Origin of the sequence: Actinoplanes lobatus (genome assembly GCF_014205215.1) — a bacterium.
GTDB classification, from domain to species: domain Bacteria; phylum Actinomycetota; class Actinomycetes; order Mycobacteriales; family Micromonosporaceae; genus Actinoplanes; species Actinoplanes lobatus.
Genome location: NZ_JACHNC010000001.1, coordinates 8,571,693 through 8,592,101, shown reverse-complemented (window position 1 = coordinate 8,592,101; position 20,409 = coordinate 8,571,693). Strand labels below are relative to the sequence as shown.

Annotated in this window: 18 protein-coding genes and 1 pseudogene; 12 read left to right on the top strand and 7 right to left on the bottom strand. The window is 70.3% G+C overall.

Annotated elements, in window-relative coordinates; translation table 11 throughout:
* Positions 1–1,724: 1,724 nt before the first annotated feature.
* Positions 1,725–2,426, top strand: coding sequence for a tyrosine-protein phosphatase (locus BJ964_RS39215; RefSeq protein ID WP_203832798.1), 702 nt, complete (start codon positions 1,725–1,727; stop codon positions 2,424–2,426).
* A 143-nt stretch (positions 2,427–2,569) separates the two neighbouring features.
* Here the strand turns inward: BJ964_RS39215 and BJ964_RS39210 are convergent, their stop codons facing one another.
* Positions 2,570–3,364 carry an SAM-dependent methyltransferase gene (locus tag BJ964_RS39210; RefSeq protein WP_188125382.1) on the bottom strand — a complete coding sequence of 265 codons (795 nt, stop codon included), beginning with the start codon at positions 3,362–3,364 and terminating at the stop codon, positions 2,570–2,572.
* 11 nt (positions 3,365–3,375) lie between these two features.
* A pseudogene (locus BJ964_RS39205) lies at positions 3,376–3,642 on the bottom strand (hypothetical protein); the annotation flags it as partial.
* A gap of 319 nt (positions 3,643–3,961) precedes the next feature.
* On the opposite strand from BJ964_RS39205, the gene BJ964_RS39200 reads away from it, so the two are divergent.
* The gene (locus BJ964_RS39200; protein ID WP_188125381.1) at positions 3,962–4,099 is read left to right on the top strand and encodes a hypothetical protein; all 138 of its coding nucleotides are present in this window, start codon (positions 3,962–3,964) and stop codon (positions 4,097–4,099) included.
* 337 nt (positions 4,100–4,436) lie between these two features.
* The gene (locus tag BJ964_RS49370; RefSeq protein WP_188125380.1) at positions 4,437–5,774 is read left to right on the top strand and encodes a zinc ribbon domain-containing protein; all 1,338 of its coding nucleotides are present in this window, start codon (positions 4,437–4,439) and stop codon (positions 5,772–5,774) included.
* 61 nt (positions 5,775–5,835) lie between these two features.
* Here BJ964_RS49370 and BJ964_RS39190 read toward each other — a convergent pair whose 3' ends face one another.
* Positions 5,836–6,993 (bottom strand): TIGR04053 family radical SAM/SPASM domain-containing protein, encoded by a 1,158-nt coding sequence (locus BJ964_RS39190; RefSeq protein WP_188125379.1) that lies wholly within the window; start codon positions 6,991–6,993, stop codon positions 5,836–5,838.
* A gap of 285 nt (positions 6,994–7,278) precedes the next feature.
* Here BJ964_RS39190 and BJ964_RS39185 point away from each other — a divergent pair, with 285 nt between their 5' ends.
* The 4 genes from BJ964_RS39185 (at position 7,279) to BJ964_RS39170 (ending at position 12,293) form a co-directional block, all read left to right on the top strand.
* On the top strand, positions 7,279–7,755 hold the full coding sequence (locus BJ964_RS39185; protein WP_223149687.1) for a DUF1269 domain-containing protein: 477 nt from the start codon (positions 7,279–7,281) through the stop codon (positions 7,753–7,755).
* A gap of 303 nt (positions 7,756–8,058) precedes the next feature.
* Positions 8,059–9,303 carry an arginine deiminase gene (locus BJ964_RS39180; protein ID WP_188125378.1) on the top strand — a complete coding sequence of 415 codons (1,245 nt, stop codon included), beginning with the start codon at positions 8,059–8,061 and terminating at the stop codon, positions 9,301–9,303.
* Between the two features lie 30 nt (positions 9,304–9,333).
* On the top strand, positions 9,334–10,821 hold the full coding sequence (gene nhaC, locus BJ964_RS39175) for a Na+/H+ antiporter NhaC (protein WP_188125377.1): 1,488 nt from the start codon (positions 9,334–9,336) through the stop codon (positions 10,819–10,821).
* A gap of 2 nt (positions 10,822–10,823) precedes the next feature.
* Entirely contained in the window at positions 10,824–12,293 is a 1,470-nt protein-coding gene (locus BJ964_RS39170; RefSeq protein WP_188125376.1) for a basic amino acid/polyamine antiporter, read from the top strand.
* Positions 12,294–12,333: 40 nt separating this feature from the next.
* Here the strand turns inward: BJ964_RS39170 and BJ964_RS39165 are convergent, their stop codons facing one another.
* Together BJ964_RS39165 and BJ964_RS39160 are read right to left on the bottom strand one after the other, a co-directional pair.
* Positions 12,334–13,047 carry an ABC transporter permease gene (locus BJ964_RS39165; RefSeq protein WP_188125375.1) on the bottom strand — a complete coding sequence of 238 codons (714 nt, stop codon included), beginning with the start codon at positions 13,045–13,047 and terminating at the stop codon, positions 12,334–12,336.
* A complete protein-coding gene (locus BJ964_RS39160) occupies positions 13,044–13,655 on the bottom strand; it encodes an ABC transporter ATP-binding protein (protein WP_188125374.1) in 612 nt (203 codons plus the stop codon). The genes BJ964_RS39165 and BJ964_RS39160 overlap by 4 nt, the downstream gene beginning before the upstream one ends.
* 115 nt (positions 13,656–13,770) lie before the next feature.
* Here BJ964_RS39160 and BJ964_RS39155 point away from each other — a divergent pair, with 115 nt between their 5' ends.
* On the top strand, positions 13,771–14,850 hold the full coding sequence (locus BJ964_RS39155; protein ID WP_188125373.1) for a sensor histidine kinase: 1,080 nt from the start codon (positions 13,771–13,773) through the stop codon (positions 14,848–14,850).
* Complete coding sequence (locus BJ964_RS39150; RefSeq protein ID WP_188125372.1) at positions 14,847–15,449, top strand: response regulator transcription factor; 603 nt, start codon at positions 14,847–14,849, stop codon at positions 15,447–15,449. Before BJ964_RS39155 ends, BJ964_RS39150 begins: the two co-directional genes overlap by 4 nt.
* Positions 15,450–15,462: 13 nt before the next feature.
* Here BJ964_RS39150 and BJ964_RS39145 read toward each other — a convergent pair whose 3' ends face one another.
* A complete protein-coding gene (locus tag BJ964_RS39145; protein WP_229806954.1) occupies positions 15,463–16,368 on the bottom strand; it encodes a LacI family DNA-binding transcriptional regulator in 906 nt (301 codons plus the stop codon).
* A gap of 47 nt (positions 16,369–16,415) precedes the next feature.
* Between BJ964_RS39145 and BJ964_RS39140 the strand changes: the two genes are divergently transcribed.
* The 3 genes from BJ964_RS39140 (at position 16,416) to BJ964_RS39130 (ending at position 19,459) form a co-directional block, all read left to right on the top strand.
* Positions 16,416–17,429 carry a zinc-dependent alcohol dehydrogenase gene (locus BJ964_RS39140; protein ID WP_188125371.1) on the top strand — a complete coding sequence of 338 codons (1,014 nt, stop codon included), beginning with the start codon at positions 16,416–16,418 and terminating at the stop codon, positions 17,427–17,429.
* An 81-nt stretch (positions 17,430–17,510) separates the two neighbouring features.
* Positions 17,511–18,695 carry an endonuclease gene (locus BJ964_RS39135; protein ID WP_188125370.1) on the top strand — a complete coding sequence of 395 codons (1,185 nt, stop codon included), beginning with the start codon at positions 17,511–17,513 and terminating at the stop codon, positions 18,693–18,695.
* 77 nt (positions 18,696–18,772) lie between these two features.
* Entirely contained in the window at positions 18,773–19,459 is a 687-nt protein-coding gene (locus BJ964_RS39130) for a hypothetical protein (protein ID WP_188125369.1), read from the top strand.
* Here BJ964_RS39130 and BJ964_RS39125 read toward each other — a convergent pair.
* Positions 19,380–20,252 carry an alpha/beta hydrolase gene (locus tag BJ964_RS39125; RefSeq protein WP_188125368.1) on the bottom strand — a complete coding sequence of 291 codons (873 nt, stop codon included), beginning with the start codon at positions 20,250–20,252 and terminating at the stop codon, positions 19,380–19,382. The genes BJ964_RS39130 and BJ964_RS39125 overlap by 80 nt on opposite strands.
* Between the last annotated feature and the right edge of the window lie 157 nt (positions 20,253–20,409).

Sequence of the window (20,409 nt, the reverse complement as noted above, 5' to 3'; positions counted from 1 at the left end):
CTGTGCCGCGCCCGCCGGGCTGAGATCGGTGGTCGTCACCACTTTGGTCACGCTGGGCGGGTGGTCGCGGTTTTGCTTCCCAGGCATCGGGGTTGCCTGCTCCCGGCCGTCACTCCGCTCCGTCTGGGTGGGTGGTCGCGGTTTTGCTTCCCAGGCATCGGGGTTGCCTGGTCCCGGCCGTCACTCCGCTCCGTCTGGGTGGGTGGTAGCGGTTTTGCTTCCCAGGCATCGGGGTTGCCTGCTTTCGGCCGTTACGCCGGTCGCCCGAGGTGGGTGGTCCTGCTTTCACGACGGTGGGCGCGCACGGCGGCGGTGTCGTGGTCGCCTACGTGGCCTATCGCGGCGATGGCCGCTCACGTGGCGGCTTTCGTGTGCGTTCACCGCCGAAAGCCTGGCCGGCCGGCACTTCGCGTGAGCGGGGAACCCGGTTCACCAGCCCTTTGTGGAGGATAGGGGTAGCCAGAGAGCCTGTTTCTTGGTTGTGGGTGGCCGCGATGTCGAGTCGCGCATTCGGATGGCTGCGGTGTCACCCCGACTCACCGGCGATCTTGGGCGATGGCGGCTGTCGGGCCGATCTTGATTCCTGGCTGTTGTCCAGCGGCCAACCATCGCCCATGATCCATTTCCGCTGGAAGACCTTGGGCTATCGGATACATCCGGGAGTCTCCTTCATGGGCGTTCGCGGTTCTACGTCAAGCGCCCGGTCGGGCGAACCGCCAAACGGGGGCGCCGTCCGCCTCGCTAGGCGAAAATGAGGCTTTCGCCGGAAACAGGTGCCCGTTTCGCCCGCTTTGCGTGCCGCTGTTGTGCGATCTTGAACGATTTACCACCGCCTCGGGTGGTAAATCGTTCAAGATCGCTCCGGGTGACGCGTCCTGCCGTCGAGGGATTGCGGATTCGGCCGTGGGCGACCAAGAAGACGACTCCCGGATGGCCACAATGGCGCAAGATCGCACGTTCGGTGACGATCACCCAAGATCTACATCGATGCCTGCGGATGACTCGCGCGGCCGACGGCGACCGGCCAAACCTCGCGGCGAAGACGGGAAACACGCGAAGAGGCGACTTGGCATCCACCCGGCGACAGCCTAGAAAGAGACTCCAGAACAGCACGGATGAACCACGCAACCTCATGCGCCCCATCACGGTCACGGTGAGTGACTTCCGACGGGTTCCCCGTGGCGCGACCGGCACCAAGCGCCACCACCCACCCGACGCGAGTGGCGTGACGGCCGGGGGTGGCGCCTCGGGTGCTTGGCGAGCACGACCGTAACCACCCGCCTGGCGGGAGTGGCGTGACGGCCGGGGGTGGCGCCTCGGGTGCTTGGCGAGCACGACCGCAATCACCCGCCTGGCGGGAGTGGCGTGACGGTCGGGAGTGGCGCCTCGGGTGCTTGGCGAGCACGACCGTAACCACCCGCCCAGAGGGAGCGGCGCCCCGGTTGCCTGGCGGGCCACGACCGCAACCACCCACCTGGAGCGAGCGGCAGCACATGCGGGGGTGTTCGACCGATCTCAGCCCGGCGGGGGCGGCACAGGCCGGAGTGGGCAGCGAGATCGCGCCGACCGGACGGGACTGCCCTGATAGGACGGGACGGGGACACGCGTACAAGGAAAAGAACCGGAAGTGAGACGCGGACCTCGGCCACACAGGTTCTGTAGAGAGAAACGGCGGGCGCATGTCGGCGGCGATTCCGGCCGGTGCATGCTGGCAGACTGTGGCGGTGATCGATCGGCATCTGGACTGGGACGGCTGCTGGAACGTCCGTGACCTCGGCGGACTCCCGGCCGGCGACGGCCGCGCCGTCCGGCACGGCGCTGTCGTCCGGGCCGACAGCCTCGACCGGCTCTCTCCCGCCGGGTGGGTCTCCCTGCACGACCACGGCATTCGTACGGTTGTCGACCTCCGTGAGCCCGACGAGTGGACGGCGGCGGTGACCCGTCCGGAGGGGATCACGGTGGTCCGGGTGCCGTTGGACGACAACGACGACGCCGAGTTCTGGTACAGCATCATCGACGATGACGTGGACGGGACGCCGCTCTACTATCGGCCGTTTCTCGAGCGGAAGGCGGCACGCTGCGTGGCCGCGGTGACCGTGGTGGCGCGGGCCGTTCCCGGCGGAGTGGTGGTGCACTGCGGGATCGGGCGCGACCGGACCGGACTCGTCTCGCTGCTGCTGCTCGCGCTGGCCGGGGTCGGCGCCGAGGCGATCATCGACGACTACACGGTGAGTGAGGAGCGCCTGCGGCGGTATTTCGAGGACGACGACGATCCGGTGGCGGCCCGGCTGGCGTCGCGCGGCACGACCATCGCCGAGGCACTGAACGAACTGCTCGGCGCCATCGACGTGGAGGCGTGCCTGCTGGCCGCCGGGCTCATGCCCGGCGACCTCGCGGCGCTCCGGGAGCGCCTGCTCGCCGATTGAGCAGGCGCTCCGGGAGCGGGTGCTCAGCGATTGAGCAGGCACTCCGGGAGCGGGTGCTCAGCGATTGAGCAGGCACTCCGGGAGCGGGTGCTCAGCGATTGGGCAGGCACTCCGGGAGCGGGTGTTCACCGATTTGGGCAGGGTCACTGCTTGACGGCGACGCCGCAGTACTGGTTCACGTCGACGTCGCCGGTGTGGGCGTCCGGCTGCCACCGGTTGCACGGGACGACGCCCGGCTCCAGCAGCCGCAGACCGTCGAAGAAGGCGGTGATCTCCTTGGCGCTGCGGTACTTGATCTTCGGGGTGCCGCGCTCGTTCCAGAAGTCGACGATGCGGTTCGCCTCGGCCGTGTTGATGTCGTAGCAGCCGTGCGCGATCGCCAGGTAGCTGCCCGGCGGCACCGCGTCGACCAGGCGGCGCACCACCTCGTACGCAAGATCGTCGTCGCGCAGGAAGTGCACGATGCCGAGCAGGGTCAGCGCGACCGGCCGGGAGAAGTCGAGGGTCTGCCGGGCGGCCCGCAGGATCGCATCCGGGTCGTTCAGATCGGCCTCGACGTAGTTGGTCTCGCCTTCCGCCGTGCCGGACAGCAGCGCCCGGGCGTGCACCAGCACCAGCGGATCGTTGTCGACGTAGACCACCCTGGTCTCCGGCGCGACCTCCTGCGCCACCTGATGGGTGTTGTCGGCGGTCGGCAGGCCGGTGCCGATGTCCAGAATCTGGCGGATGCCACCGTCGCGGACCATGTGCTCGACCGAGCGGCGCAGGAACCGGCGGTCCTCCCGGGCCAGGGTGACGATCGACGGCAGCATCCCGGCGATGGCGTCACCGGCATCCCGGTCCGCCTGGAAGTTGTCCTTGCCGCCGAGCCAGTAGTTCCACAGCCGTGCCGAGTGCGGGATGCTGGTGTCCAGGTTCTGCCCGGCCGTGTCCGCCACGAGCGGCTCCTCTAGTCCACAGTGGTCATCGAAGGCCTCCCATCATGCCAGGATCCCGGCCGGTACGAACACGTGGGTTCTTCGGCGAAGACGTCACCGGTCGTCGCGTACGCCCGGGCCCGTGAGCCGCCGCAGACCGTGCGGAACTCGCACACCCCGCACCGGCCGCCCAGCCGGTCCGGGTCGCGCAGGGCCGTGAACAGCGACGAGGAGCGGTAGATGTCGGTCAGCGGCTGATCGCGGACGTTGCCGGCGGCCATCGGCAGGAAGCCGCTCGGGAACAGGACATAGACCCGACCGGTCGCATGGCCGTGTGGGGAGAGCGGCCCGGTGCGTGCGAGCGCCCGGATGGCGCGGATCGGAGCGCATTGTACGCCGTGGTCGCGGTGATGGGGCTGACTGCGGACGGAGTATCTGTTCGGTCAGGCAGGTTCGGCGGATCGGGCAGGAGCCGGGCAAGACGGCACGGCGCCCGGAAGCGTGTGGTGGGCTCGAAGGACAAGGAGTCTCGGCCAGCGAGGAGGGCAGGCCATGAGTGCAGTGAAGAAGATGTTGTCAGTGGGTGTCGGACTCGTAGCAGGTGCGACACTCGGAGTGATGCCGGCGTCTGCCGCCGACGATTGCCCGGCGTGGGACTGTTACGGGTACTACCCGTACGCCTACAACTACGGGGACTACCCGTACGACTGGAACTACCCGTACGTCTACAGGTACGGGAACTTCCCGTGGGACTAGCATGGGGCGGGTTTGTTCAAAAGTGAGTGTGAAGAAGACTGTGCCGGGCTGCCGTGATGGCGGCTCGGCACCAAACTGTGGGCTAAACCTGTTCTTCTCACCGCGACGTGCTGGAGATGGCGATCTGGCACCGCGAAAATCAGGGTGCTGACCTAGACGGACTGGTCCATCGAAGGGTCTGCCGACAGTTGATTGAGTTCTTTAGGGAAGGTGCAGTTTCCTCCATGTTGGAGGTACGGTTTCGGGCGTGATGGCGGCTTCCGGGGCGGCTGGCAGTGTGGGCCAGGACCGGACGGCCGGGTTGACCGCTACCGCCACGTGCAGGCTGCCGGGGTCGGTGACCGAGGTGGAGGCCGCGCCGCGGGTGTCGGGGCAGATCCTGCTCGCCGCCTGCGACCGGCAGCAGGTCACCGTCGAACGCGACCCCGACCGGCCCGACACCCACCTGCAGCTGCGGATCCTGCTACCCGCCTGTGCACACCCGCGCAGCCACCGGGACTGGCAGTGGCTGACCCTGCCGGTCCGCATCCCGCCGACCGTGCCCGCCCAGGCGAGTGTGCACACCCCGACGCTGCGGCTGGTCGAGGGCCGGGTGCGGGTGGATGTGCCGTGGCGGATCCCGGTACCCGCCGCCGAACCGGCCGGGCATGTGCACGCTTTGGGCCTGGACTGGGGGAACACCACCCTGCTCACCGGCAGCATCGCCCGCCTCGGCACCGATCGGCAGGGCCGCCGCCGAGTCCTGGCCGACAACACACCCCTGAGCTTCGACGCGGCCGGTGTCAGCGCGAAACTGTTGCGGCTGCGGACCATCGCCGAACAGGTCCGGGCGAAAACCGACCAGCACGCCAGGCTGCTTACCGGCCGTCCCGACCCGGTCCTGCAAACCCGCCACGACCTGCTGGAACGCGAACATCAGCGGGTGCAGGCGAAGATCCGTCACCTGAACGGCAGTCTCGCCTGGGCCGCCGCCCGCTGGGCCGTCGACCACGCCATCACCGCCCAGGTGAGTGTCATCTACATCGAGGACCTCGCCACCCTGGAGACCCGCGGGCTCGGACGGAGTATGAACCGTAGGTTCGGCGCCCACGTCCGCGGCCAGATCTTCGACGCCCTGCGGCATTTGGCCGGCAAGGCCGGGATCGCGGTGGTCACCGTCCCCGCCCGCGGCACCAGTGCCGGCTGCCCCCGCTGCGGACACCTCCTGCGGCATGTGAAAGCTCCCGACCGGGTCACCAGCCGCGGTCACAAATGGGCCCACTGCCCGCACTGCCGCCTGTCGGCCGACCGGGATCATGCCGCGTCGCAGCGGATCGTCGCCCGCGGGCTGCTCGGCCAGCAGCACACCACCGGCACCCGCGCCGGGACCCTCGCCATCCGCGCCACCATCGACGGACCGGTCCGCGCGGTGCGGGACAAGACCCGACCCACCCCACCCCGCCCACCACGGCAACAATCGCGGGGTTTCCGAGTTTCCAGCCCGGCGCCCTCGCGACACCGGGTTCCCGCCCCGCCCCCGCCCCGACCGGTGCGGTGGGACAGCGTCCGGCGGGACGACCCTCCCAGACCCGGCCCACCAGGCCGGGCCAGAGGCCGACCACGAGATCAAACAACCCGCCCAGCCGCAACCACGATCGCGGCCGGGCCGTCAGCCGAGGATTCCACCGGCACGTGACCGCCACACCCGTGACACCACGCGACCGGCCAGCACCCCGGACTGAACAAAACCAAAGATCTCAGAGGCGCTTCCCGTCATGCCAGGATCCCGGCTGGTAGGAACATGTGGGTTCTTCGGCGAAGACGTCACCGGTCGTCGCGTACGCCCGGGCCCGTGAGCCGCCGCAGACCGTGCGGAACTCGCACACCCCGCACCGGCCGCCCAGCCGGTCCGGGTCGCGCAGTGCCGTGAACAGCGGCGATGAGCGATAGATGTCGGTCAGCGGCTGATCGCGGACGTTGCCGGCGGCCATCGGCAGGAAGCCGCTCGGGAACACGTCGCCGCGGTGCGAGACGAAGACGAAACCGTTGGCGGCGCTCACCCGCAGCGGTGGGCGGCGGGACCGGCGGCCGCCGTCGAGCAGGCCGAGGGCGGCCAGGTCGCGGTGGAGCCGCCGGTAGAGGGCGCCACGACCGTCCGGCCCCTGACCGCTGCCGCGCTGGATGCAGACCCGGCGGAAGTGGTGGGCCTCGGTGGTCTTGACCGGAACGGTCTCGCCGATGTCGTACAGCGCGTGCAGGACGTCCTCGGTGGCGTCCGCGCCCAGGGCTCGCAGGGCGGATCCGCGGCCCGTCTGGACCAGGAAGAACACGCTCCAGAGCAGGGCGCCGCGGTCGCGCACCAGGGCGGCGATGCGCGGCAGGCCGGTCACGGTGTCCGCGGTGACCGTGGTGTTGATCTGTACCTTGAGCCCGAGTTCCCGGGCGTCCTCCCAGGCGCGCAGCGTCGCGGCGAAGACGCCGGGCACGCCCCGGAACCCGTCGTGGCCGGTGGGTTCGGCCGCGTCGACGCTGAGCGAGATCGCCCGGGCGCCCGCGTCGCGGAGGCCGGCCAGGGCGTCGCGGGTCAGGGTCGGGGTTCCGGACGGCGACACCGACACCGCCAGGCCCAGGTCGGTGCCCGCAGCGACCAGGGTGTTCAGGTCCGGACGCTGGAACGGGTCGCCGCCGGTGATGACGAACAGCGGTGACGGGCGGCCGAAGTCGGCGATCTGGCGCATCAGGCCGACGGCCTCGTCGGTGGACAGTTCCCCGGTGTCGCGTTCCGGCCGGGCCTCGGCGCGGCAGTGCCGGCAGGCCAGCGGACAGGCCTGGGTGGCCTCCCAGATCACGATGAAAGGGCGGTCGGTGCTGTCCTGCCGGGGGATCCGGACCCCGGTCGCCGTGCTCGGTCGCATGAGAAAGCTCCCCGGGGTGGATGGGCCGGGCCCGTCGCGGGTTGGTGACCGGCTCCCGTGCACTCTGCGCCGGGCGCCACCGCTCCGGCCAGGGCCGGCGGCACCCGGATGCGGGCCGGAGGTCACGTTCCCGGCCGCTTGATGATCATTCTTGGCGGATGAGGACGTCGTCGCCGGCCGCTGCCTAGGGTTCCAGTGACACCGGCGGCTGATCCGCCCCTGCTCAGGGCTTGGGCGGGGTGCGATGCCGAGCATGCCGGGAACGGGGGCTGTGACATGTCAGATTTGATCATCATCGGGTACGACGACCACGACACCGCCAAGCGCTGCTACGCGCAGGTGATCGAGTTACAGAAGGACCGGATCGTCGACCTGACCGGTTTGGCGGTGGTTACCGTCGACTCGGATGGAGAGAGCCATGTGGACACGCCTACCAGGGTTGTGTCGGGGTCTGCGGCGGGTGGGGCGCTGTGGGGGGCGTTGTTCGGGCTGCTGTTCCTGGTTCCGGTCGCCGGGGTCGTGCTCGGCGGCGCTCTCGGCGCCCTGTTCGGCGTGTTGGGCAAGGTCGGTATCGACAGGTCGTTCCGGGATCGGGTGCAGTCCCTGTTGGGCCCTGGCAAGGCCGCTGTTGTGATCATGAGCGGGCAGCGGACCGAGGACAAGTTCATCGATGCGCTCAAGCCGTTCGGCGGCCAGGTCCTCAAGACGTCGCTGTCGCACGAGCAGGAGAAGGAACTGGCCGACGAGCTCGACACGGAATGACCGCCATGGATGTCTCGCGTCACTGACCGAGCATCCGGGCTGCCGGGCGCACGACGCGGCCGGGCCACGGGCCCGTGTTGTTCACGCAGGTCGGCGCCCTTGTTCTGGCGTCATCTTCAGTGAGGTCGGCGCGCGGCCGGAGGCAGGCCTTGAATGCGCTGGAAATCGTCCTTCCAAGCCGTAACCCCTTCAATCTGGGATACTCGGACATAATAGGGCGTTAAGCAAAAATTCGGACAGGCGCGCGGCGCTCCTCGCAGCGGGCAGCCGTAACCGTCAGTCAACCCTGACCGGAGGTACGTCATGCCCGCCAACAACTTCGGGGTCCATTCGGAGGTCGGTCGGCTGCGCAAGGTCCTGGTCTGCGCGCCTGGCCTGGCGCATCGCCGGCTCACCCCCACCAACGCCGACGACCTGCTGTTCGACGACGTCATGTGGGTGGAGAACGCACAGCGCGATCATCTGGACTTCGTGAACAAGCTGCGCAACCGCGGTGTCGAGGTGGTCGAGTTGCACGAGTTGCTGGCCGACACCATGGCGATTCCGGAAGCCAAGAAGTGGCTGCTGGACCGCAAGATCATCGCCAACGAGGTGGGACTCGGCCTGCTCACTGAAACCCGGGCGTTCCTCGGCGAACTCAAACCCCGTGAGCTCAGCGAGTTCCTGATCGGCGGGCTGGCCACCTCGGACCTGCCGGACGACTTCCGCTCCGGGTACGTGTCCCTCGCGAGGGAGCAGACCGGCACCCGGGAATACCTGATGCCGCCGCTGCCGAACACGCTCTACACCCGGGACACCACCTGCTGGCTGTACGGCGGGGTGACCCTCAACCCGCTGTACTGGCCGGCCCGGCATGACGAGACCCTGCTGATGAAGGCCATCTATCAGTTCCACCCCGACTTCGCCGGCGCGACGGTCTGGTGGGGTGACCCCGAACAGGACTGGGGTCTGTCGACGTTCGAGGGCGGCGACGTCATGCCGGTCGGTAACGGCGTGGTGCTCGTGGGAATGAGCGAGCGTACGTCACGGCAAGCCATCACCCAGGTGGCGGCGGCGCTTTTCGCGGCGGGCGCGGCCGAACGTGTCATCGTGGCCGGAATGCCGAAACTGCGGGCCGCGATGCACCTGGACACCGTACTCACCTTCGCCGACCGTGACATCGTCACGGTCTATCCGGCCATCGTGGACGGCATCCACACGTTCTCCCTGCTGCCCAGTGACAAGGACCCTGGCGTCGACGTGGTCGACGAGGGCGACCGCAGGTTCGTCGACGTGGTCGCCGCATCGCTGAACCTCAAACAGTTGCGGGTCATCGAGACCGGCGGCGACGTGTACGCCTCGGAACGCCAGCAATGGGACAGCGGCAACAACGCGGTCGCGGTCGAGCCCGGCGTGGTGTTCACCTACGACCGCAACACCCAGACGAACACGCTGCTGCGCCGCGCCGGCGTCGAGGTCATCACGATCGTCGGCGCCGAACTCGGCCGCGGCCGGGGCGGCGGGCATTGCATGACCTGCCCACTGATTCGCGACGCCGTGGACTTCTGACAACGCGTCCCGTGTCCTGGAAGGTACGCGATGGCAGAACCCGGAGGGCCTACGGTCAGGAGACCGTCGCTGATCGATGCGGTCATCCCCCTGGTCGCGCTGGCGGCGCTGATCGCGAGTTCCCTGGCGCTGTTCGGTCTGGATGCGCTGGACGGGCCGCTGCAGGTGGCTCTGGTGATGTGCGCCGCGATCGCGGCGTTGATCGCGCTGAAGAACGGGCACACCTGGCAGGAGGTGCAAGGCGCCGGGCAGGAGGCGCTCGCCTCGGTGACCAGCGCCATGTTCATCCTGCTGGCCGTGGGGGCGCTGATCGGCACCTGGAACCTGTCCGGCACCATCCCCACACTGGTCTACTACGGCATTCAGGTGCTGTCGCCGTCGTGGTTCTACGCGGCCACGGCGATCATCTGCGGGATCGTCGCGCTGAGCATCGGCAGCTCCTGGACCACCGCGGCGACGATCGGCGTGGGCCTGGTCGGGATCGCCACCCTGCTCGACGTCTCGCCCGCGATCACCGCGGGGGCGGTGATCTCGGGCGCCTACCTCGGCGACAAGACCTCACCGCTGTCGGAGACGACCATCCTGACCGCGCAGATGGCCGGGGTCGACCCACGCGAGCACATCAAACGCCAGGTGTGGACCTCCGGGCCGGCCTTCTTGATCGCGCTGGCCGTCTTCTTCATCGTGGGCCTGGTCCGGGCCCCGGACGTGCAGGACGCCGTGGCGACAGCGACCGAACTGGCCGACCTCGACCAACTGTATTGGATCAGCCCGGTAAACCTGCTGCCACTGTTGCTGCTGATCGTGCTGTCGGTGCGCAAGGCGCCGGCGTCACTCTCCCTGCTCGCCTCGGCGCTGTTCGCCGGCGTGCTCGCCGCATTCACCCAGCGGCAGGTCATCGCCGACTTCATCGCCGGGCAGGGCAACATGCTGGTGGAATCGATCAAGGCGACCTGGCTGGCGATGGCGACCGGGTTCCACGCCGAGACCGGCATCGCCGACGTGGACCGGCTCGTCTCCCGCGGCGGCATGTCGAGCATGCTGTTCACCCTGTGGCTGATCTTCGGAGCCGTGACCTTCGGCGTCCTGCTGGAGAAGTTCGGGCTGATCGCGCGACTGGTCGACCCGATGATCGCCTCCGCGAAGAGCACCGGCCGGCTGTTCTTCACCGTGTTCGCGTGCGCCTTCGGCCTGAACGTCGTCGCCGGCGACCAGTACATCGCCCTGATCCTGCCCGCCCGTGTCTTCCGAGTCGAGTTCGCCCGCCGCGGTCTCGCCCCGACGAACCTGTCCCGGCTGACCGCGGACAGCGGCACGGTCACCTCCCCGCTGGTGCCGTGGAACTCGTGCGGGGCGTTCATGGGCGCCACCCTCGGCGTCTCCACCCTGCTCTACCTGCCGTACGCCATCTTCTGCTACGCCAGCCCCGCGCTGAGCGTGCTGTACGGCATCACCGGTTTCAAGATCGAGAGGGTCGAGCCAGCCGTGGTCGACCCGTCACCAGAACGGAGTGACTGACCATGGCCGACACCGCCGCTCACACCCCGGTTGCCGACCCCCCGGTCGTGACACCGGCCAAGATGAGCCTGCCCACCCTCACCGCGATGGTGGTCGGCGGGATGGTCGGCGCCGGCGTGTTCTCCCTACCCGCGCGCTTCGGTGTGGCCACCGGAATCCTCGGGGCGCTGATCGCCTGGGCGATCGCCGGCACCGGGATGCTGATGCTCGCCTTCGTCTTCCAGAACCTCGCCATCCGCAAACCCGAGCTGGACTCCGGAGTCTTCATCTACGCCAAGGCCGGCTTCGGCGACTACGCCGGCTTCAACTCCGCGATCGGCTTCTGGGCCAGCTCGGTCGCCGGCAACGCCTTCTACTGGGTGTTCATCAGCGCGACCCTCGGCGCGTTCTTCCCCGCCTTCGGCGACGGCGACACCGTCGTGGCACTGGCGCTGTCCACCGCCGGCGTCTGGCTGTTCCACTACGTCATCGCGCGCGGCGTCCGTGACGCGGCCATCATCAACCGGATCGTGACGATCCTCAAGATCGTGCCGATCCTGGTCTTCATCGTCGTGCTGTTCCTGTCGTTCGACGCCGGCATCTTCGCCGACAACTGGACCGCCACCGGCTACGGCGACCTCGGATCGCTCAACGAGCAGGTCCGCAACACGATGATCATCACGACGTTCGTGTTCCTGGGCATCGAGGGCGCCAGCGTCTACTCCCGCTACGCCAAACGACGCGAAGACGTCGGCAAGGCCACCGTCCTGGGCTTCCTGGCGGTGCTGTCGATCTTCGCCCTGGTGACCCTGTCGAGCTACGCGGTGATGACCCAGCCGGAGATCGCCGCAACCCGCCAGCCCTCGATGATCGGCGTGTTCGAACACGTCGTCGGCGACTGGGGAAGCTGGTTCATCAGTGCCGGGGTCATCATCTCCGTCCTCGGCGCCTACCTCGCCTGGACCCTGATGGCCGCCGAGGTGATGTACATCCCGGCCCACAACGAGGACTTCCCCGCCTTCCTCGGCAAGGAGAACGACAAGGCGACCCCGATCACCGCGCTCGTCGTCACCTCACTGGCCGTCCAACTGCTGCTCGCCGTCACCCTCGTGCTGACCGATGCGCTCAACTTCATGCTCGACCTGTGCACCAGCCTGGCATTGATCCCCTACTTCCTCGCCGCCGCATACGCGCTGAAGCTCGGGCTCACCGGCGACTCCTACCAGAACGTGCCCGCCGGGACCCGCCGCAAAGAGACGATCATCGCCGGCATCGCGACCGCCTACACACTGTTCCTGTTCGAGGCCGCGGGCCTGAAGTTCCTGCTGCTGTGCTCGGTACTCCTCGCCCCCGCCACCCTGCTCTACGTCAAGGCACGCAGCGAACGAGGCCGCCGACTGTTCACACCCACCGAAACCGTCCTCTGCATCCTGATCGTGGCCTCCGGAATCATCGGCGTGATCGGCCTCTGGACCGGCTTCATCGCCATCTGACGCGACGGATTCCTGCCGACCGACCGGTGACCCCACCCGTTCAGCGGCGGAGATCCCAGACGAAGACCCGGGTGGCCGCCGCGACCGCCGCCACGGCCGTGACGAGCAGCAGCGCCACCGCCACCAGCGAGCCGTCCGTGCCGGGAACCTCCCAGGCGATCCGGGTCAGCTGGGTGATCGCGGCCCCGGGCAGCAACGTCATGGCCCAGCCGACCTCGGCCGGTGGGGTGCGGGCCACCCAGAACGCGCCACCGAGGAACGCCAGCGCGATCGGCGTGGTCGTCAGCTGCGCCAGCTCGGGCGCCGAGGTGAACGCCGCGGTCAGGGCGGCCAGCGCGCAGGCCGCCACGATTCCGGCCAGTACGGCCAGCAGCAGCGGGCCGGGCCGGACGCCGCGCAGGTCGAGGGCGACGGACAGCAGCAGCACCTGGGCCAGGGTCAGCACCGCGGGCGGGGTCAGGGCGGCGGCCAGGATCGCCGGGTCGGAGGCGCCGCTGCCACGCCACCGGCGCAGCACGTTCTGCTGCCGGCGCGACGCCAGGGTGGTGGTGCCGGAGACGTACGCGGTGAGCGTGACCAGCGTGACCAGCAGCAACCCGGCGGCCGTTCCCGGGCCGGCCCGCCCGGTGTCCGCCTCCGCCCACAGGATCAGCCCGCCGAGCGCCAGCGGCAGCACCGCGCCCATCGCCAGCGTGAACGCGCTGCGGCGCAGCATGGTGAACTCGGCGCCGGCGAGCAGCAGCCAGGCCCTCATCGCAGCATCCCGCCGTCCATCACCACGATGCGGTCGGCGAGCCCTTCCGCCTCCTCCGGATAGTGGGTGCTGACCAGGACCGAGGTGCCCGCGTCGCGGTGTTCCCGGAGCAGCTTCCAGGTCCGGGCCCGGGAGTCCGGGTCGAGTCCGGAGGTCGGCTCGTCGAGCAGCAGCAGCCGCGGCCGCCCGCACAGGGCGACGGCCAGATCCAGGCGCCGCCGCTCGCCGCCGGACAGCTGCCGCACCCGCATCCCGGCCCGGTGCTCCAGGTCCACCGCGCCGAGCAGTTCCGTCGCCACCGGGCGGCGGTGCAGGCGCAGCCACAACCGCAGCGTCTCGGTCACGGTGAGGTCCGGCGCCAGGCCACTGTCCTGCGGGACCACGCCCACCTCGGTGGCGAGACGGCGGCGTTCGGCGTACGGATCCCGGCCCAGCACCCGGATCGTGCCACCGGCCGGCCGCCGGTGCCCGATCAGCAGCTCCATGGTGGTGGTCTTCCCGGCGCCGTTCACACCCACCAGGGCGACCATCTCCCCGGCGGCAACTTCGAGATCAACACCTCGGGGGCCGTACGCGAACCGCAGCCCCCGGCACGAAACAGCATTCATGCCGTCGACTATCAGCGCAGGCCCGCCCGGCTCGTAGTGTCAGGCGCACACGAGCCCGCATGACAGATGTCATCAACTTTCGCGTCCCGGCCGGATCGAACCGCATCATGGTGGCGTGACATCCCTGCGCCGCCTCAACTGGTACACGCTGATCGCCTGCCTGACCGGCATCGTGGTGCTCACCGTGACCCAGGCGGGGACCACCGCCGCGCGGGCCGCCGTGTTCGCCGTGGTCGTCCCGGTGTGCCTGGTCGCCGGCCGGCTCATGGCCGTACCGGCGCTCGGCACGCCACCGCCGCCGGCCGCCATGACGATCATCGCCGCGCTGGCCGCGGCCGGGTTGCTGCTGTACTCGCGGACCACCGGCGATGGCGGATTCGCGTGGGTGCTGTCGCTGGCCGTCGTGCTCGCGGGCCTGCCCCGGCCGGCCTGGAGGCTGTGGCCGGCCGGTGCGGCGCTGGCGTTCGCCGCCTCCCTGGCCGGCGGCCGGCACCTCGGCGGCGCCCTCTCCGACCTGGCCGTCACCGCGCTGTGCACCGCCGGGATCTACGCCCAGATCTGGATGTGCGCCGTCGCGGAACGCCTCGACCGGGCCCGGCACACCGAGCGGGCCACGGCGGTCACCGGCGAGCGGCGCCGGTTCGCCGCTGAACTGCACGACATCCAGGGCCACAACCTCCAGGTCATCGCGCTGAAGAGCGAGCTGGCCGAACGGCTCGCCGCCACCGACCCGGCCCGTGCCGCCGAACTGATGGGCGAGGTGCAGGAACTGGCCCGGCAGGCGCTGGGCGACACCCGGGAGCTGGTCCGCGGCTACCGGTCGGTGTCCCTGGACACCGAGATCGCCAACGCGGCCCGGGTCCTCGGAGCGGCCGGAATCCGGTCGTCGATCTCGCTGCCGCCCGATCCGCCGGTCCTCCCGCCGGCCGTGGAGAACCTGTTCGGCCTGGTCGTGCGCGAGTGCACCACCAACGTGCTGCGGCACAGCACGGCTGCCCGCTGCGAGATCACGCTGACCGGCGACGGGGCGCTGCGTTTCGTCAACGACAACCCGTTCGACGGCCCGGACGGACCGGAGGGCGGCCTGGCCGGGCTCCGCGACCGGCTCACGGCCGCCGGTGGCAGCCTGCGATTCCGGCGTACGGACGGCGAGTTCACCGTGACGGCGGCCCTCCCGGTGGCGGCGGCCCGGTGATCCGGCTGCTTCTCGCCGACGACGAGAGCCTGATCCGGGGCGCCCTCGCCGCCCTGCTCGCCCTGGAACCGGACCTGACCGTGGTGGGTGAGGCCGCCGACAGCGTGACCGCCGTCCAGGTGGCCCTGCGCGAGCGCCCCGACCTGGCGGTTCTCGACCTGGAGATGCCGCCCGGTGACGGTCTGCGGGCGGCCACCGAGATCCGGTCAAGGCTCGGCATCCCGGTGGTCCTGGTGACCCGCCACGCCCGCCCGGCCGTGCTGCGCCGCGCCCTGGCCGCCGGGGTCGCCGGTTTCGTCCCGAAGACCACGCCTGCCGCCCGCCTCGCCGAGATCATCCGGACCGTGCACTCCGGCCGCCGCTACGTGGACCCGGAGATCGCGGCGAGCGCCCTCACCGAGGACGAGTGCCCTCTCACCGACCGTGAGCTGGAGATCCTGGCCGTGGTCCGCGGTGGCGCGCCGATCGCCGAGGTGGCCGCCACCGTGCACCTGGCCCCCGGCACGGTTCGCAACTACCTCTCCGCCGCGATGGCCAAGCTCGGCGCCGACACCCGCCACGCGGCCGCCCACCACGCCTGGCAGCAGGGCTGGATCTAGGTCTTGAACATCCTCAGGCGGAGGCGCGCGAGATGACGCGGGCGGGGGCCGGCCGGGCGTCGCCGATCGGGAGGCCGAGCAGGGTGCGGGCGGTGCGCCGGCCGTAGGCGCGGGCGTCCAGCCGGACGGTGGTCAGCGCGGGCCGCCACAGGGCGCCGTGCGGGGTGTCGTCGAAACCGATCACCGCGAGGTCGCCGGGGGCGCTCAGGCCGGTGTCGGCGAGCGCCGCCAGCACGCTGAGGGCCAGGTCGTCGGTGAGCGCCGCCACCGCCGTGACTCCGGCCTTCAGCAGGCCGGCCGGCTTCTCCGGGTCGCCGTCGACGACCAGGGGGAGCGGTGACGGCAGGCCCAGCTCCCCGGCGGCGTCGCGCACCTGCCCGGCCATCAGCGCCAGGAACGGGTCGTCGTCGGCCGGGACGGCGACCGCGATGGCCCGGTGCCCGCGTTCCATCAGGTGCCGCAACTGGACGAGGCGGTGCGCGACCATGCCGTCGATCCAGCCGCCGTCGGCGACGTCACGGTCCGGGCCGGCATAGACGGCCGGGAGGTCGATCACCGCGCGGGGTTCGATCGCGGTGATCGCGGCTTGCGCCGACACCCCTTCCCCGTACGCCACGAGCAGGCCGAAGCCGGCCGCCCCCAGTTCCTCGTCGAGTCCGGCGATGAAGCTGGACAGGTTGTGGCCGCGGGGCAGCCCGCCCGCCTCCAGCACCACGATCCGGGACGCGCCCTCGCGCAGCGCCCGGGCGATGGAGTGCGGCCGGTACCCGAGTTCGGCGGCGGCCCGCCGCACCCGGTCGCGGGTGGCCGCCGGGATGGTCTGGCCGGGCGCGTCGTTGAGCACGAAGCTCACGGTCGCCTGGGACACTCCGCTGGCCGCGGCCACGTCCCGCATCGTCACTCGCGTTTTCCCGGTCACCGGGCTACCGTACCGGTCACTTATACGTATTAGCGAGGTGAGTGGCGATGAAATCGGTACTGGTGACCGGCCCCGGCCGGACCGCGGTCGTCGAGGTGGAGAAGCCGGTCTGCGGGCCGTCCGACGTGCTGGTCCGCATCCGGGCGTGCGGGATCTGCGGCTCGGACGGGCTGTACATCGCGGTCGGCGGCATCCCGCCGCGGCAGGGCGCCACCCCGCTCGGCCACGAGCCGGCCGGCGAGATCGCCGAGGTGGGCGCCGAGGTCGAGGGCCTGAGCGTGGGCGACCACGTGGTGCTCAACCCGATGGCGTCCGGCGACGGCATCATCGGCAGCGGCGGCGCGCAGGGCGGCCTGTCCGAGTTCGTGCTGCTCCGGGACGCGCGCGTGGGCGTGCACCTGGTGACCGTGCCCAAGCACATCCCGTTCGAGGTGGCGGCGCTCAACGAGCCGATGGCGGTGGCCGGCCACGCCGTCAACCGGACCGCGCCGAAACCCGGCGACAAGGTGGTGGTCTTCGGCGCCGGGCCGGTCGGGCTCGGGGCGGCGATCGCGTACGAGCTGCGCGGCGCCCACGTCGTGGTGGTCGACATCGTGGCGAACCGGCTGGAGAAGGCCCTCCGGGTGGGCGCCCACGCGGTGATCAACTCGGCCGAGGAGGACGTGCTCCAGCGGCTCGTCGAGATCCACGGCGAGGCCCCGCGCAGCTTCGTCCGCGGGGTGCGCCCGGACACCGACATCTACCTGGACGCGGCGGGCGCCCCGGTGGTGCTGGAGACGGCGCTGGCCGCCGCCAAGCACGGCGCCACGGTCGGTGTGGTGGCCGTGCACAAGAAGCCGGTCCCGGTCGACTTCGGCGCGCTGCTCACCACCGAGCTGACCCTGGTGCTCTCGATGGGCTACCCCACCGAGATCTTCGAGGTCACCCGGGACCTGGTCGAGCACTGGCAGCGCTACGAGCTGCTGATCAGCGACCGCATCCCGCACGCCGACGTGCGGCGGGCGCTGGAGCTCGGCTCCACCCCCGGCGCCGCCGAGAAGGTGGTGGTCACGCTGGGATGACCGAAGTGGTATGGATCCGGCGGGGGCCCGTTCGTTCACAATTAAAGCTGTCTATACAGCCTGGTGAACGGAGCTCCCCCCATGCCCGCTCCCATAGTCCATCGGCGCATCGTCGCGCTGCTGATACCGGTCCTCGCCGGCCTGCTGGTCGCCTCCGTCACGGTGCTCCGGGCGCCGTCGGCGGCCGCGGCCACGCCGCTGACGGTCGCCCAGGCGATCAGCGGCCAGACCGGTGGCAGCGGGACGGTCGTCGGCTACATCGTCGGCGAACCGACCGCCACCGACACCGTCCGGTTCAGCTCCTTCACCGGCGACACGGCGCTCGCCATCGCCGACAGCCCGACCCAGACCAGCACGAGCAGCATGCTGTACGTCCAGATCACCAGCTCCTACCGCTCGGCGTTCGGGCTGGCCACCAACCCGTCGAACGTCGGCCGGGCGATCACCGTCACCGGCACGCTCACCGCCTACTTCGCGCACGCCGGGCTCAAGTCGCCGACCGCCATGGCGTTCGGCACCACGGCCACGACCAGCCCGACCGCCACGGCCACCGCCACCCCGACGGCGACCAGCACCACCGACACCTACTACGCGTCGGCGCTCGGCAAGTCCGGAGCCAGTCTCAAGTCGGCGCTGCACACGATCATCACGACCGGGGACACCTCGATCTCGTACGACGCGGTGTGGAACGCCCTGATGGTCACCGACCAGGACCCGGCGAACTCGGCGAATGTGATCCTGCTGTACTCCGGGATCAGCCGGTCCAAGACGCTCAACGGCGGGGCGACCGGCAACTGGAACCGGGAGCACGTGTGGCCGCAGTCGCACGGTGACTTCGGCACCGCCAACGGCCCCGGCACCGACCTGCACCACCTGCGGCCGGAGGACGTCACGATCAACGCGCTGCGCGGCAACAAGGACTTCGACACGGGCGGCACCGCGGTCTCCGGCGCCACCGGCAACTACACCGACGCCGACTCGTGGGAGCCCCGGGCCGCGATCAAGGGCGACGTGGCCCGGATGGTGTTCTACATGGCGGTGCGCTACGAGGGCGACGACTCCTGGGCGAACCTGGAGCTCAACAACTCGACCGCGAACGGCTCGAACCCGTACCTCGGAAAGCTCTCCACCCTGCTGGCGTGGAACACGGCCGACCCGCCGACGGCGGCCGAGCGCACCCGCAACCAGGTCATCTACTCGAACTACCAGCACAACCGGAACCCGTTCATCGACCACCCCGAGTGGGCGGCGTCGATCTTCGGCTGAGCCGAGAGCTGAGCCCGGCCCCCCGAGCGGCCACCGTCGTACCCCGGCGGTGGCCGCTTCTACGCCATGATGTGCCCATGTCGATTCATCGATGGCGGCAGAACGCCGTGCCGGTGGCTCTGCTGGCACTGCTCGCGACGTCCGGCTGTAGCAGTATCAGCAGCTGCGGGTGCATACAGTCGCTGCCGGCCGACTGCGTCCCGGAGGGGACCACGATCACCTGGTCGAACGTGGATCAACGGGCGCTCCTGTTGCACAGCTACTACCACATGGTCGAGGAGCAGCCGGAGCCTCGCGTCCTGGGGCCCGATCCGGACTCGGTCCATCCGGCGACGGTCGTCATGGGCCTGAACTGGATCCGGATGGACCATGCGACATGGGACCCGGTGCTCGCCGCCTCGCTCGGGGAGCACCTCGGCTCACCGGTGCGGATCGGCCTGCCCGCCGACACCGCCAAGAACGCGGGCAAGAGCTTGAGGTACGACGCGGACGTCCCGGCGTACATCACCTACGACGCGCTCAAGGTGGTGACCGCCGACTTCAAGCTCTCCTGTGGTGAGTACTCCGAGGGCACCTTCAGGGCCTGGACGGAGAAGCGGTCCGGGGTGCACGCGTGCGGCTCCCCGATCGCCGACGACTACGTGGCCGAGGCCGACCGGTGGTGCCCGCCGCGGGCGGAGTCGCCTACGCCGACGTGGACGTCGATGCCGGGGAAGAAAGGTGCCGATGCAGGAACGACGCCGCCGACTCGGCCGCCCGGGTGACGTGCGGCTCCACGTCGTACAGATCGATGTGCTCTTGCGCGTCCAGCCAGACCAGCTCCTTCGGGCCGGGCGCCGCGTCGTGGGCCGCCTGGGCCAGCTCCGGTGAGCAGTAGGCGTCGACGCGGCCGTGCACGATCAGCAGCGGGGCCGGCCCGAGTAGCGGGGCGGCGCCGAGGGCGTCCAGGGTCATCAGCGAGTGCAGGGAGCCGTAGGTGACCCGGTTCTCCCAGCGCTCGGCGGCGCCCCGGGCGGTGCCGTAGTAGGCGTACGGCTCGTCGCCGCCCATCGCCGCCGTGCCACCGCCGGGCGCGACGGCGGGCAGCTCCTCGTCGTACCGGTCGATGAAGGACCGGATCGCCGCGCGGTAGCCCTCCGGGTTCCCGGCGCTGAACCGGGCCGGGCTGTTGTACGCCCCGGCGATCCCCACCACCGCCCGGATGCGCGGATCGGTGGCGGCGGCCCGCACCGCGTAGCCGCCGCCGAGGCACACCCCGACCACCGCCACCCGGTCGGTGTGCTCGCCGAGCAGGCTCACGGCGGCCCGCAGGTCGGACAGTTTGCCCTGGCTGTCCTCATGCGCCCGGCGGCCGCCGCTCTCCCCGAACCCGCGGTGGTCGAACGCCAGCGTGGTGAACCCCCGTTCGTGCAGCAGTGCCGCGTAGGTGCCCACGACCTGTTCCTTGACTCCGGTGAACGGCCCGGTGAGCACCACGCCCGGCGCGCCGTCCGCGGCGACCGACAGGTTTCCGGCCAGGGTGATCCCGTCGGCGGTGAACGTGACCTGTTTCGACATTCGGCGCTTCCCCTTCGACGTCCGTCGTTGCGTGTATCGAACCTAGGCCGCGTCGGTGGCCCGTGACCACCCGTGATCGAAATCCGGTCAAAGCGGGGCATAACTGGACAAAGTTAAGATCGTTGAATGCAGTATCGGTGGTCGTGGGCGGCACCGC